At 71.3% G+C, this 13,466-nt stretch carries 13 protein-coding genes; all 13 read left to right on the forward strand.

What is annotated here, in order from left to right; translation table 11 throughout:
• The first annotated feature begins 546 nt into the window (after nt 1-546).
• The 13 genes from BLW86_RS30770 to BLW86_RS30830 all read left to right on the forward strand — a co-directional run bounded on the left by BLW86_RS30770 (nt 547) and on the right by BLW86_RS30830 (nt 13,432).
• Nucleotides 547-1,182, forward strand: a complete 636-nt coding sequence (locus BLW86_RS30770) for an MBL fold metallo-hydrolase (RefSeq protein ID WP_093877055.1) — start codon at nt 547-549, stop codon at nt 1,180-1,182.
• A gap of 11 nt (nt 1,183-1,193) precedes the next feature.
• Nucleotides 1,194-1,736, forward strand: coding sequence for a hypothetical protein (locus tag BLW86_RS30775; protein ID WP_093877056.1), 543 nt, complete (start codon nt 1,194-1,196; stop codon nt 1,734-1,736).
• Nucleotides 1,737-1,850: 114 nt separating this feature from the next.
• Nucleotides 1,851-2,765: a pyridoxal 5'-phosphate synthase lyase subunit PdxS gene (gene pdxS / locus BLW86_RS30780; RefSeq protein ID WP_030693057.1), complete on the forward strand. Its 915-nt coding sequence runs from the start codon at nt 1,851-1,853 to the stop codon at nt 2,763-2,765.
• Between the two features lie 6 nt (nt 2,766-2,771).
• Nucleotides 2,772-3,359, forward strand: coding sequence for a pyridoxal 5'-phosphate synthase glutaminase subunit PdxT (gene pdxT, locus BLW86_RS30785; RefSeq protein ID WP_093877057.1), 588 nt, complete (start codon nt 2,772-2,774; stop codon nt 3,357-3,359).
• Nucleotides 3,360-3,422: 63 nt separating this feature from the next.
• Nucleotides 3,423-4,175 carry a YebC/PmpR family DNA-binding transcriptional regulator gene (locus BLW86_RS30790; RefSeq protein ID WP_093877058.1) on the forward strand — a complete coding sequence of 251 codons (753 nt, stop codon included), beginning with the start codon at nt 3,423-3,425 and terminating at the stop codon, nt 4,173-4,175.
• Between the two features lie 121 nt (nt 4,176-4,296).
• Nucleotides 4,297-4,860, forward strand: coding sequence for a crossover junction endodeoxyribonuclease RuvC (gene ruvC, locus BLW86_RS30795; RefSeq protein ID WP_093877059.1), 564 nt, complete (start codon nt 4,297-4,299; stop codon nt 4,858-4,860).
• Nucleotides 4,857-5,489 (forward strand): Holliday junction branch migration protein RuvA, encoded by a 633-nt coding sequence (gene ruvA, locus BLW86_RS30800; protein WP_093877060.1) that lies wholly within the window; start codon nt 4,857-4,859, stop codon nt 5,487-5,489. Before ruvC ends, ruvA begins: the two co-directional genes overlap by 4 nt.
• 27 nt (nt 5,490-5,516) lie before the next feature.
• On the forward strand, nt 5,517-6,608 hold the full coding sequence (ruvB, locus tag BLW86_RS30805) for a Holliday junction branch migration DNA helicase RuvB (RefSeq protein WP_093877061.1): 1,092 nt from the start codon (nt 5,517-5,519) through the stop codon (nt 6,606-6,608).
• A 165-nt stretch (nt 6,609-6,773) separates the two neighbouring features.
• A complete protein-coding gene (yajC, locus tag BLW86_RS30810) occupies nt 6,774-7,241 on the forward strand; it encodes a preprotein translocase subunit YajC (RefSeq protein WP_093877062.1) in 468 nt (155 codons plus the stop codon).
• A gap of 145 nt (nt 7,242-7,386) precedes the next feature.
• Nucleotides 7,387-9,141: a protein translocase subunit SecD gene (gene secD, locus BLW86_RS30815; RefSeq protein WP_093877063.1), complete on the forward strand. Its 1,755-nt coding sequence runs from the start codon at nt 7,387-7,389 to the stop codon at nt 9,139-9,141.
• 1 nt (nt 9,142) lies between these two features.
• Nucleotides 9,143-10,213 carry a protein translocase subunit SecF gene (secF, locus tag BLW86_RS30820; RefSeq protein WP_093877064.1) on the forward strand — a complete coding sequence of 357 codons (1,071 nt, stop codon included), beginning with the start codon at nt 9,143-9,145 and terminating at the stop codon, nt 10,211-10,213.
• Nucleotides 10,210-10,761, forward strand: a complete 552-nt coding sequence (locus tag BLW86_RS30825) for an adenine phosphoribosyltransferase (protein ID WP_093877065.1) — start codon at nt 10,210-10,212, stop codon at nt 10,759-10,761. Before secF ends, BLW86_RS30825 begins: the two co-directional genes overlap by 4 nt.
• Nucleotides 10,762-10,963: 202 nt before the next feature.
• Nucleotides 10,964-13,432: a RelA/SpoT family protein gene (locus BLW86_RS30830; protein WP_093877066.1), complete on the forward strand. Its 2,469-nt coding sequence runs from the start codon at nt 10,964-10,966 to the stop codon at nt 13,430-13,432.
• Nucleotides 13,433-13,466: the final 34 nt, after the last annotated feature.

A 13,466-nucleotide genomic window follows, 5' to 3' on the forward strand; every position in this document is an offset into this window, starting at 1 on the left:
TGGGCGGGCACCGGCTGGGCGGTGCCCCTTCCGCCACCTCCGCGTGGGCAATCGTCCCGCTGGGCGGTGCCCCGACGCGCCCCCGCTCGTGTGGGCGCGCGCCTGCGTGGCGGTGCCCCCGCCCGCCACCCCGCCCGTGTGGGCAATCGTCCCGCCGGGGCGGGACGGGTGGGCACACGGGACGGCGCCTTTGCGGGCGCGCTCCGCCTTCCGCGCCTGGACCCGCACCACGTGTGCGCCGTACCCGTCGGTGCGGGTCAGGGCGCGGGAGCCTCGGGCGCCGGCAAGGGCGCCGTTCCGTTGTGCCCACCCTTCCCCAAGCTCTCGGCTTCGCTCGAGCAGGGGGGACCCCCCTCGCCCCGGCGGAACGCATGCCCACAACGGGGGCGCGAGGGGTGGGCACCGTCCCGGCGGAACGACTGCCCACAGCGGGGGCGCGGCCCGCGACGGACAGGGGCGGGTGGGCGTCGGTTCGGTGGGGTGGCTGGTCCAACGGGTCCTGGGGGCGGGGCGGTTGCCCGTCGCGGGTGGGGGAACGGTCGCCGTATGGAGACGATCAGCCGGCTCGACCTCGGTCACTTCACCCGCCCCGCCCACGAATGGCACGGCCCCCACGCCCGCGTGGAGCCCGTTCTCGGGTATCTCGTGCGGCACGCGGGCGTGCGGGTGCTCTTCGACACCGGCATGGGGACCGGGTCCCCCGAGACCGACGCGCACTACCGGCCCGTCCGGCACCCCCTGCCCGTCGGCCCCGACGACGTCGACCTCGTCGTCAACTGCCACCTGCACTTCGACCACATGGGCGGCAACCAGCTCTTCCCCGCCACACCCGTCCTCGTCCAGCGCACCGAGCTCGCCGTCGCCCGCGCCGGCGGGTACACCATCGACTCGCTGCTGCCCGGCGTCCGGTACGAGGAACTCGACGGCGAGCACGAGATCGCGCCGGGCGTGCTGATCGTGCCCACGCCCGGCCACACCGAGGGCCATCAGTCGCTCGTCCTCGACCACGGCGACCGGATCACGGTCCTCGCCGGCCAGGCGTACGACTTCGCCCACGAGTTCGGGAGCCCGTACCTCCCCTGGCTCGACCGGCTCGGCGAGCTCGCCGACGGCCGTCCCGCGCGTGTCCTGTTCGCCCATGACCACGACCTTTGGGAAGGTGTGCTGCCACCGCCCCGGTAGCCTGTGCGCCCGTGACCGAAACCCTGATCTGGACCGTCGTCGCGCTGATCCTCATCGGCGTCTATCTGAGCTGGACCGCCGGACGGCTCGACCGGCTGCACTCGCGCATCGACGCCGCCCGCGCCGCCCTGGACGCGCAGCTCCTGCGCCGGGCCTCGGTCACCCAGGAGCTCGCCACCTCCGGCGTCCTCGACCCGGCCGCCTCGATCGTGCTGTACGAGGCCGCGCACGCGGCCCGGCAGGCGGAGGAGGACCACCGGGAGGTCGCCGAGAGCGAGCTGAGCCAGGCGCTGCGGGCCGTCTTCGGCGCGCCCGAGCAGGTGGAGCTCGTACGGGAGGCGCCCGGCGGCGAGGAGGCCGCGGGGGAGCTGGCCGCGGCCGTCCGCCGGGTGCCGATGGCCCGCCGCTTCCACAACGACGCCGTCCGGGCCGCCCGCGCCCTGCGCCGCCACCGCAAGGTCCGCTGGTTCCGGCTCGCGGGCCACGCCCCCTTCCCGTTGGCCTTCGAAATGGACGACGAGCCGCCCGCGGCCCTTGCCGATCGTCCGACCTGACGCTCGTCACCTGGGAAAACGATCCACCGGGTCCACATTGGCCCTTGATGTGGACCACGGGTGGCCTGTTTCCTCGTCTTGTCGTCAACCCCCGTTGTCACGAGTGAGGTATCCGTGTCCACCACGCCTTCCACCAACTTCCAGTCCCCCGAGACCGGCACCGCGCGCGTCAAGCGCGGCATGGCCGAGCAGCTCAAGGGCGGCGTGATCATGGACGTGGTCAACGCCGAGCAGGCGAAGATCGCCGAGGACGCCGGCGCCGTGGCCGTCATGGCCCTGGAGCGGGTCCCCGCGGACATCCGCAAGGACGGCGGCGTCGCCCGCATGTCCGACCCGAACATGATCGAAGAGATCATCGGCGCGGTCTCCATCCCGGTCATGGCCAAGTCCCGCATCGGCCACTTCGTCGAGGCCCAGGTCCTGCAGTCCCTCGGTGTCGACTACATCGACGAGTCCGAGGTCCTGACCCCGGCCGACGAGATCAACCACTCCGACAAGTGGGCCTTCACGACCCCCTTCGTCTGTGGTGCCACCAACCTGGGCGAGGCCCTGCGCCGCATCGCCGAGGGCGCGGCCATGATCCGCTCCAAGGGCGAGGCCGGCACCGGCAACGTCGTCGAGGCCGTCCGCCACCTGCGCCAGATCAAGAACGAGATCGCCAAGCTGCGCGGCTTCGACAACAACGAGCTGTTCGCCGCCGCCAAGGAGCTGCGCGCCCCGTACGAGCTCGTCAAGGAGGTCGCCGAGCTCGGCAAGCTGCCGGTCGTGCTGTTCTCCGCCGGTGGTGTCGCCACCCCCGCCGACGCCGCGCTCATGCGCCAGCTCGGCGCCGAGGGCGTCTTCGTCGGCTCCGGCATCTTCAAGTCAGGCGACCCGGCCAAGCGCGCCGCCGCCATCGTGAAGGCCACCACCTTCTACGACGACCCGAAGGTCATCGCGGACGCCTCCCGCAACCTGGGCGAGGCCATGGTCGGCATCAACTGCGACACCCTCCCCGAGTCCGAGCGCTACGCGAACCGGGGCTGGTAAGCACCCATGAGCACGCCCGTGATCGGTGTCCTGGCCCTCCAGGGCGACGTACGGGAGCACCTGATCGCCCTGGCCGCGGCGGACGCCGTGGCCAGGCCGGTCCGGCGCCCCGAGGAGCTCGCCGAGGTCGACGGCCTGGTCGTCCCCGGCGGTGAGTCCACCACCATCTCCAAGCTGGCCGCCCTCTTCGGCCTGATGGAGCCGCTGCGCGAGCGCATCGCCGCCGGCATGCCCGTGTACGGCACCTGCGCCGGCCTGATCATGCTCGCCGACAAGATCCTCGACCCGCGCTCGGGCCAGGAGACCTTCGGCGGCATCGACATGATCGTCCGCCGCAACGCCTTCGGTCGGCAGAACGAGTCCTTCGAGGCCGGCGTCACCGTGGCGGGCATCGACTCCCCCGTCGAGGGCGTCTTCATCCGCGCCCCGTGGGTGGAGTCGGTCGGCGCCCAGGTCGAGGTGCTCGCCGAGCACGAGGGCCACATCGTCGCCGTCCGTCAGGGCCGCGCCCTCGCCACCTCCTTCCACCCCGAACTCACCGGCGACCACCGCATCCACGAGCTGTTCGTGAACATGGTGCGCGCGGAACGGTGACGCGATCCCGGTAGGATCTCTGGGGTTCGTTCAAGAAGTTGGTTACGCGAAGGAGACAGGCAGATGTCCGGCCACTCTAAATGGGCTACGACGAAGCACAAGAAGGCCGTGATCGACGCCAAGCGCGGCAAGCTCTTCGCGAAGCTGATCAAGAACATCGAGGTCGCGGCCCGGACCGGCGGTGCCGATCCGGAGGGCAACCCGACGCTCTACGACGCCATCCAGAAGGCGAAGAAGAGCTCGGTCCCCAACAAGAACATCGACTCCGCGGTCAAGCGCGGCGGCGGCCTCGAGGCCGGCGGCGTCGACTACCAGACGATCATGTACGAGGGCTACGGTCCGAACGGCGTCGCGGTGCTCATCGAGTGCCTCACCGACAACCGCAACCGCGCCGCCTCCGACGTGCGCGTCGCCATGACCCGCAACGGCGGCTCCATGGCCGACCCGGGCTCGGTCTCGTACCTGTTCAACCGCAAGGGCGTCATCGTGCTCCCCAAGGGCGAGCTGTCCGAGGACGACGTCCTGGAGTCGGTGCTCGAGGCCGGCGCCGAGGAGGTCAACGACCTCGGCGAGTCCTTCGAGATCATCAGCGAGGCCACCGACCTGGTCGCGGTCCGCACCGCCCTCCAGGAAGCCGGCATCGACTACGACTCGGCCGAGTCCAGCTTCGTCCCGAGCATGCAGGTCGAGCTCGACGAGGAGGGCGCGCGCAAGATGTTCAAGCTGATCGACGCCCTGGAGGACAGCGACGACGTGCAGAACGTCTTCGCCAACTTCGACGTCAGCGACGAGGTCATGGAGAAGGTCGACGCCTGATCGCGGTCTTCTCAGCAGCGGGCCGACGGGACACACACCCCGTCGGCCCGCTGCGTTGTCAGTGCCGGCCGATACCCTGCACAAACAGACTTGCGACAGGGAAGACCGGAAAGGGGGCGTCGTGCGCGTACTCGGGGTGGACCCCGGACTGACCCGCTGCGGCGTCGGCGTCGTCGAGGGCGTCGCCGGCCGGCCCCTGACCATGCTCGGCGTCGGCGTCGTCCGCACGGCGGCGGAGGACGACATCGGCATGCGCCTGGTCGGCATCGAGCGCGGCATCGAGGAGTGGCTCGACCGCTTCTCGCCCGAACTCGTCGCCGTGGAGCGGGTGTTCAGCCAGCACAACGTGCGCACGGTGATGGGCACGGCCCAGGCCAGCGCGGTCGCCATGCTCTGCGCCTCCCGGCGCGGCATCCCCGTCGCCCTGCACACCCCCAGCGAGGTCAAGGCCGCCGTCACCGGCAGCGGCCGCGCCGACAAGGCCCAGGTCGGGGCCATGGTGACCCGACTGCTCCGGCTCTCCGCCCCGCCCAAGCCGGCCGACGCCGCCGACGCCCTCGCCCTCGCCATCTGCCACATCTGGCGGGCCCCCGCCCAGAACCGTCTGCAGCAGGCCGTCGCCCAGAACCGTCTCCAGCAGGCCGCCGCCCGGCACGCCTCCGCAGTGAAAGGCCGAACCCGATGATCGCCTTCGTCAGCGGCCCCGTCGCCGCCCTCGCCCCCACGACCGCCGTCGTCGAGGTCGGAGGAGTGGGCATGGCCGTCCAGTGCACCCCGAACACCATCGCCGGCCTGCGCCTCGGCGAGCACGCCCGGCTCGCCACCTCCCTCGTCGTCCGCGAGGACTCCCTCACCCTGTACGGCTTCGCCGACGACGACGAGCGGCAGGTCTTCGAGCTCCTCCAGACCGCCAGCGGCGTCGGCCCCCGCCTCGCCCAGGCCATGCTCGGGGTGCACAGCCCCGACGCGCTGCGCCTCGCCGTCTCCACCGGCGACGAGAAGGCCCTCACCGCCGTCCCCGGCATCGGCAAGAAGGGTGCCCAGAAGCTCCTCCTCGAACTGAAGGACAAGCTCGGCGCCCCGCTGGGCAGCAGCGGCCTGGTCGGCGCCCAGCGCGCCGCCGCCTCCGGCCCCGCCCCGTGGACCGAGCAGCTGTCCGCCGCCCTGATCGGCCTCGGCTACGCGAGCCGTGAGGCCGAGGAGGCCGTCAGCGCCGTCACCCCGCAGGCCGAGGCCGCCCTCGCCGAGACCGGCACCGCCCCCGTACCGCAGCTGCTCCGCGCCGCCCTGCAGACCCTCAACCGGGCCCGCTGACCTCCCGTACGAAGGAAGACCATCAACGTGAACTGGGACGACGACAGCACCGCCGAGCCGGACGCGCGCATCGTCGGCGCCTCCGCGGAGGGCGACGACCAGGCCGTCGAGGCGGCCCTGCGCCCCAAGGACCTCAGCGAGTTCGTCGGCCAGGAAAAGGTCCGCCAGCAGCTCGACCTGGTCCTCAAGGCCGCCCGCCAGCGCGGCGCCACCGCCGACCACGTGCTGCTCTCCGGCGCTCCAGGCCTCGGCAAGACCACCCTCTCGATGATCATCGCCGCCGAGATGAACGCGCCGATCCGCATCACCTCCGGCCCCGCCATCCAGCACGCCGGCGACCTCGCCGCGATCCTCTCCTCCCTCCAGGAGGGCGAGATCCTCTTCCTCGACGAGATCCACCGGATGTCCCGGCCCGCCGAGGAGATGCTCTACATGGCGATGGAGGACTTCCGGGTCGACGTCATCGTCGGCAAGGGTCCCGGCGCCACCGCCATCCCGCTCGAACTCCCGCCCTTCACCCTGGTCGGCGCCACCACCCGGGCCGGACTCCTGCCGCCCCCGCTGCGGGACCGCTTCGGCTTCACCGGCCACATGGAGTTCTACGACCCGTCCGAGCTCCAGCGCGTGATCCACCGCTCCGCCGGACTCCTCGACGTCGAGATCGACCCCGACGGCGCCGCCGAGATCGCCGGCCGCTCCCGCGGCACGCCCCGCATCGCCAACCGCCTGCTGCGCCGGGTCCGCGACTACGCCCAGGTCAGGGCCGACGGAGTGATCACCCGGGAGATCTCCGAGGCGGCCCTCAGCGTGTACGAGGTGGACAGCCGCGGCCTCGACCGGCTCGACCGCGCGGTCCTGGAGGCCCTGCTCAAGCTCTTCGGCGGCGGACCGGTCGGCCTGTCCACCCTCGCGGTCGCCGTGGGAGAGGAGCGCGAGACCGTCGAGGAGGTCGCCGAACCCTTCCTCGTACGAGAGGGTCTGCTGGCCCGGACACCCCGCGGCCGGGTCGCCACCCCGGCGGCGTGGACACACCTCGGACTCGTTCCGCCGCAGGCAGCGGGCCCGGGCGGCGCGGGGAACGCCGTGGGAACGGGACAACAGGGGCTCTTCGGGGCGTGACGGTGCGGACACTCGCCCGGACCGGAACCGCGGTGCGATGCTGGACGTTGTTCCATCGATGCGGACTCGCCTAGACTCCGCCGATGCCGCCCTTTCCGGTCGGCGCACCCACCCCCGAAGATCAGGCCGCGGGCTCTCCGCGACCGTGCGAAGGAAACCCGTCCCGTGAGCATCGTGACCCTCCTCCCCTTCATCGTCCTCATCGGGGCCATGTTCCTGATGACCCGCTCTGCCAAGAAGAAGCAGCAGGCGGCGGCGCAGATGCGCAACGAGATGCAGCCCGGCACCGGCGTGCGGACGATCGGGGGGATGTACGCCACCGTCAAGGAGATCGGCGACGAGACCGTTCTCCTGGAGGTCGCGCCGGGCGTGCACGCGGTCTACGCCAAGAACGCGATCGGCGCGGTCCTCGAGGACTCCGAGTACAACCGGATCGTCCACGGCGACGACGAGGAGTCGGACGCCGACACCGTCGTCCCGGACGACGCCTCCTCGCTGACCGAGGCCGCCGAGGACACGCAGACCGTCGAGGACGCGCCGAAGGCCGACCTGACGAAGAAGTCGGACGCGGCCGAGACCGACGCCGAGGGTCAGAAGGACGGCAAGGCCGACGGCGAGACCGACGCGAAGTAGTCGCGGCCGGGGACCGCGCGCACGCCCACCGGCGTGCACGGTCCCCGGAACGGGTTCCACGTCTGCGGGGGCAGGTCCCCACACACACTTCGTGGCCGTCTCACGCATACCCGGCGTGAGGCGGTTGGACAGGGAGATACGACAGGTGGCAGCACCGAAGAAGGGCCGAAGGCCGGCGGGGGGACAGAGCCGTCCGGGCCGCGCCCTGGCACTCATCCTGATCGCCATGGTCGCGCTCACCGGCGGGATGTTCTGGTCGGGGCACACCACCCCGCGCCTCGGCATCGACCTCGCCGGCGGCACGTCGATCACGCTCAAGGCGAAGGCCGAGCCCGGCCAGGAGTCGGCGGTCAACGAGACCAACATGAACACGGCGGTCGGCATCATCGAGCGCCGTGTCAACGGTCTGGGTGTCTCCGAGGCCGAGGTTCAGACGCAGGGCGCCGAGAACATCATCGTCAACATCCCTCGCGGGACGAACGAGAAGCAGGCCCGCGAGCAGGTCGGCACCACCGCCCAGCTCTACTTCCGGCCCGTTCTCGCCGTGACGAGCGGCGCGCCCCAGACGGCACCGAGCGCCACGCCTTCGGGCAAGCCCTCGGGCTCGCCGAAGCCGTCCTCCTCCGCCTCCTCCGGCGCGACGGTGGGTGAGAAGTCGGCCACCCCGACGGCCACCGCCTCCACCCAGGGCCGCGCGCTCACCGAGGCCCTCAAGGCCCCCAGCCCGACGCCCACCGCGAGCTCCTCGTCCTCCGCGAAGCCGAAGGCCACGGGGACCCCGAAGCCCGACCCCGCGACTGCGGCGCTGGAGCAGAAGTTCACCGCCCTGAACTGCCTCGACCCCAAGGCCCGCGCCGCCGCCGGCCAGGGCGTCAAGTCCTCCGAGCCCACCGTGGCCTGTGGCGAGGACGCCCCGGGCGTCTGGTCGAAGTACCTCCTCGGCCCGGCCGAGGTCAGCGGCAAGGACGTCGACGACGCCAAGGGCGTCTTCGACCAGCGGCGCGGCATGTGGATCGTCACCATGGACTTCACGGACAGCGGCTCCAAGAAGTTCCAGTCGATCACCAGCAAGCTCTCCCAGCAGGCCGACCCGCAGAACCGCTTCGCGATCGTCCTGGACGGCGACGTCGTCTCGGCGCCCTCCGTGCGCCAGACCCTCAGCGCCAGCGCGGAGATCTCCGGCAGCTTCAACCAGCAGACCGCCCAGGACCTCGGCAACATCCTGTCCTACGGCGCCCTGCCCCTCACGTTCCAGACCCAGAGCGTCGACACCGTCACCGCCGCGCTCGGCGGGGACCAGCTGCAGGCGGGTCTCCTCGCCGGTGCCATCGGCCTCGGCCTGGTCATCATCTACCTGGTCGCCTACTACCGCGGCCTGTCGCTGATCGCCATCCTCAGCCTCGGCGTCTCGGCGCTCCTCACCTACGTGCTCATGGCCCTGCTCGGCCCGGCCATCGGCTTCGCGCTGAACCTGCCGGCCGTCTGCGGCGCCATCGTCGCCATCGGCATCACCGCGGACTCGTTCATCGTCTACTTCGAGCGCATCCGCGACGAGCTCCGCGAGGGCCGCACGCTCCGCCCGGCCGTCGAGCGCGCCTGGCCGCGCGCCCGCCGCACGATCCTGGTCTCCGACTTCGTGTCGTTCCTGGCCGCGGCCGTGCTGTTCATCGTCACCGTCGGCAAGGTCCAGGGCTTCGCGTTCACGCTCGGCCTGACCACCCTGCTCGACATCGTCGTGGTGTTCCTCTTCACCAAGCCGGTCATGACGCTGCTCGCCCGGACCAAGTTCTTCGGCAACGGCCACAAGTGGTCCGGTCTGGACCCGAAGCGGCTCGGCGCCAAGCCGCCGCTGCGCCGCACCCGCCGTGCCCACGCCCCCGTCGACGCGAAGGAGGCGTGAGATGTCGAAGCTCGGCGATCTCGGCGCCCGGCTCCACCGCGGTGAGGTCGGTTACGACTTCATCGGCAACCGCAAGATCTGGTATGGCCTGTCCATCCTGATCACCATCACCGCCATCGTCGCCCTGGCCGTCCGCGGCCTCAACATGGGCATCGAGTTCCAGGGCGGCGCCGTCTTCACCACCCCGAAGACCGCCGTCTCCGTCAGCCAGGCCCAGGATTACGCGGAGAAGGCCTCCGGCCACGACGCGATCGTCCAGGAGCTCGGCAGCGGCTCCCTGCGCATCCAGGTCGGCGGTCTCGACACCGCCAAGTCCGACCAGGTCCGCGCAGAGCTCGCCAAGGACCTGAACGTCCCCGAGGACAAGATCGCGGCCGAGCTCGTCGGCCCCAGCTGGGGTGAGCAGATCGCCACCAAGGCCTGGACCGGCCTCGGGGTCTTCATGATCCTCGTGGTGATCTACCTGGCCATCGCCTTCGAGTGGAGAATGGCGGTCGCGGCACTCGTCGCCCTCATCCACGACCTCACGATCACGGTGGGCATCTACTCACTGGTCGGCTTCGAGGTCACCGTGGGTACGGTCATCGGTCTGCTGACGATCCTCGGTTACTCGCTGTACGACACCGTCGTCGTCTTCGACTCCCTCAAGGAGCAGACGAAGGACATCACCAAGCAGACCCGCTACACCTACAGCGAGCTGGCCAACCGCTCGATCAACGGCACCCTGGTCCGTTCGATCAACACCACCGTCGTCGCGCTGCTGCCGGTCGCCGGCCTGCTCTTCATCGGTGGCGGCGTCCTCGGCGCCGGCATGCTCAACGACATCTCGCTGTCGCTGTTCGTGGGTCTCGCCGCCGGCGCGTACTCCTCGATCTTCATCGCCACCCCGCTCGTGGCGGACCTCAAGGAGCGCGAGCCGTCGATCAAGGCGCTCAAGAAGCGCATCCTGGCCAAGCGCGCCGGCGCCGCCGCCAAGGGCGAGCCGCTGGACGCGGCGGGCGACCCGTCCGCCGAGACCGCCGTCGTGGGCCCCCGGGCCGGCCGCCGCGGCGCCCAGGAGCACCGAGGATGACCGCGGAGACCCAGGACGTCGCCGAGCTCCTGCTCAGCCGCATCCGTGACGTCCCCGACTACCCGAAGCCGGGCGTGCTGTTCAAGGACATCACGCCGCTGCTCGCGGACCCGGCGGCGTTCACGGCGCTCACCGACGCCCTCGCCGGGCTGTGCTCCGCGCACGGCGCGACGAAGATCGTCGGCCTGGAGGCCCGCGGCTTCATCCTGGCCGCCCCGGTGGCCGTCCGCGCGGGCCTGGGCTTCATCCCGGTACGCAAGGCCGGCAAGCTGCCCGGGGCCACGCTCCGCCAGGCGTACGAGCTGGAGTACGGCACCGCCGAGATCGAGGTGCACGCCGAGGACCTGGCCGCGGGCGACCGCGTCATGGTCATCGACGACGTCCTCGCCACCGGCGGCACGGCCGAGGCCTCCATCGAGCTGATCCGCCGCGCGGGCGCCGAGGTCGCGGGCGTCGCCGTCCTCATGGAACTCGGCTTCCTCCCGGGCCGCGCCCGGCTGGAACCGGCCCTGAACGGCGCGCCGCTCACGGCACTCATCACGGTCTGACATCGGGGTTCACCCCGATCGGGGCGCTCCGGGGAATCCCCGGGGCGCCCCTCCGCGTTCTCCCGTACGTACCCCGCGTCGCGCGACCCTGCCCGTGCCGGAGCCATTCGAAACCCGGGCGCGTGAGCACAGCCACTCGTGGCTCGATACCATGGCCTTTCCGGGCCTGACCGGGGGACCCGGAACCGCACGAGGAGCGCTCTTGCCAGACGAGGCCCAGTCACTCTCCGCCGCGCAGCCCGACCCGAAGGCCGAAAAGGCCGCGCCGGGGACCGGCACGCCCCAGAACAAGCCAGCGGAGACCAGGCCCACGCCTGCTGCGGCTGCGCCCGCCCCCGCGCCCGCCACCCCCGAGCGGCCCGCGCCCGCCCGCTCCGGCGGCTCGTCCAACCGCGTCCGTGCCCGCCTCGCCCGGCTAGGCGTCCAGCGCTCCTCCCCGTACAACCCGGTCCTCGAACCGCTGCTGCGGATCGTCCGCTCCAACGACCCCAAGATCGAGACGGCGACGCTCCGCCAGATCGAGCGGGCCTACCAGGTCGCCGAGCGCTGGCACCGGGGCCAGAAGCGCAAGAGCGGCGACCCGTACATCACGCACCCGCTCGCCGTCACCACCATCCTCGCCGAGCTCGGCATGGACCCGGCGACCCTGATGGCCGGGCTGCTCCACGACACCGTCGAGGACACCGAGTACGGCCTGGAGGACCTGCGCCGCGACTTCGGCGACCAGGTCACGCTCCTCGTCGACGGCGTCACCAAGCTCGACAAGGTCAGGTTCGGCGAGGCCGCGCAGGCCGAGACCGTCCGCAAGATGGTCGTCGCCATGGCCAAGGACCCGCGCGTCCTGGTCATCAAGCTCGCCGACCGCCTGCACAACATGCGCACCATGCGCTACCTCAAGCGGGAGAAGCAGGAGAAGAAGGCCCGCGAGACCCTCGAGATCTACGCGCCCCTGGCCCATCGCCTGGGCATGAACACCATCAAGTGGGAGCTGGAGGACCTCGCCTTCGCGATCCTCTACCCCAAGATGTACGACGAGATCGTCCGGCTCGTCGCCGAGCGCGCCCCCAAGCGGGACGAGTACCTCGCCATAGTGACCGACGAGGTCCAGGCCGACCTGCGGGCCGCCCGGATCAAGGCCACCGTCACCGGCCGCCCCAAGCACTACTACAGCGTCTACCAGAAGATGATCGTCCGCGGCCGTGACTTCGCGGAGATCTACGACCTGGTCGGCATCCGCGTCCTCGTGGACACCGTCCGCGACTGCTACGCGGCCCTCGGCACCGTCCACGCGCGATGGAACCCGGTCCCCGGCCGGTTCAAGGACTACATCGCGATGCCGAAGTTCAACATGTACCAGTCGCTGCACACGACGGTCATCGGACCCAACGGCAAGCCCGTCGAGCTCCAGATCCGCACCTTCGACATGCACCGGCGCGCCGAGTACGGCATCGCCGCGCACTGGAAGTACAAGCAGGAGGCCGTCGCCGGCGCCTCCAAGGTGCGCACCGACGTGCCGAGGAAGACCGGCAAGGACGACCACCTCAACGACATGGCGTGGCTGCGCCAGCTCCTCGACTGGCAGAAGGAGACCGAGGACCCCGGCGAGTTCCTGGAGTCCCTGCGCTTCGACCTCTCCCGCAACGAGGTCTTCGTCTTCACGCCGAAGGGCGACGTCATCGCGCTGCCCGCCGGCGCCACCCCCGTCGACTTCTCGTACGCGGTCCACACCGAGGTCGGCCACCGCACCATAGGGGCGCGGGTCAACGGGCGGCTCGTGCCGCTCGAATCGACCCTCGACAACGGCGACCTGGTCGAGGTCTTCACCTCCAAGGCCGCCGGCGCCGGCCCCTCCCGCGACTGGCTGGGCTTCGTCAAGTCCCCGCGCGCCCGGAACAAGATCCGCGCCTGGTTCTCCAAGGAGCGCCGCGACGAGGCCATCGAGCAGGGCAAGGACGCCATCGCGCGGGCCATGCGCAAGCAGAACCTGCCGATCCAGCGGATCCTGACCGGCGACTCCCTCGTCACCCTCGCCCACGAGATGCGCTACAGCGACATCTCCTCGCTGTACGCGGCGATCGGCGAGGGCCATGTCACCGCCCAGTCCATCGTGCAGAAGCTGGTGCAGGCGCTCGGCGGCGAGGAGGCCGCCACCGAGGACATCGACGAGGCAGCCCCGCCGACCCGCGGCCGCTCCAAGCGCCGCTCCAGCGCCGACCCCGGCGTCGTCGTCAAGGGCGTCGAGGACGTCTGGGTGAAGCTGGCCCGCTGCTGCACCCCGGTGCCCGGCGACCCGATCATCGGCTTCGTCACCCGCGGCAGCGGCGTGTCCGTGCACCGCAGCGACTGCGTCAACGTCGAGTCGCTGTCCCGGGAGCCCGAGCGGATCCTGGACGTCGAATGGGCGCCCACCCAGTCCTCGGTCTTCCTCGTCGCCATCCAGGTCGAGGCCCTGGACCGCTCCCGGCTCCTCTCGGACGTCACCCGCGTCCTCTCGGACCAGCACGTCAACATCCTCTCGGCGGCCGTCCAGACCTCCCGCGACCGGGTGGCCACCTCCCGCTTCACCTTCGAGATGGGCGACCCGAAGCACCTCGGCCACGTCCTGAAGGCCGTGCGGGGCGTGGAGGGCGTCTACGACGTCTACCGCGTGACCAGCGCCCGGCGCCCGTAGCGTGACCAGCGCCAGGCACCCCCCTGGCGGCGCA

Origin of the sequence: Streptomyces sp. TLI_105, from assembly GCF_900105415.1 — a bacterium.
In the GTDB taxonomy this organism is placed as follows: Bacteria; Actinomycetota; Actinomycetes; order Streptomycetales; family Streptomycetaceae; genus Streptomyces.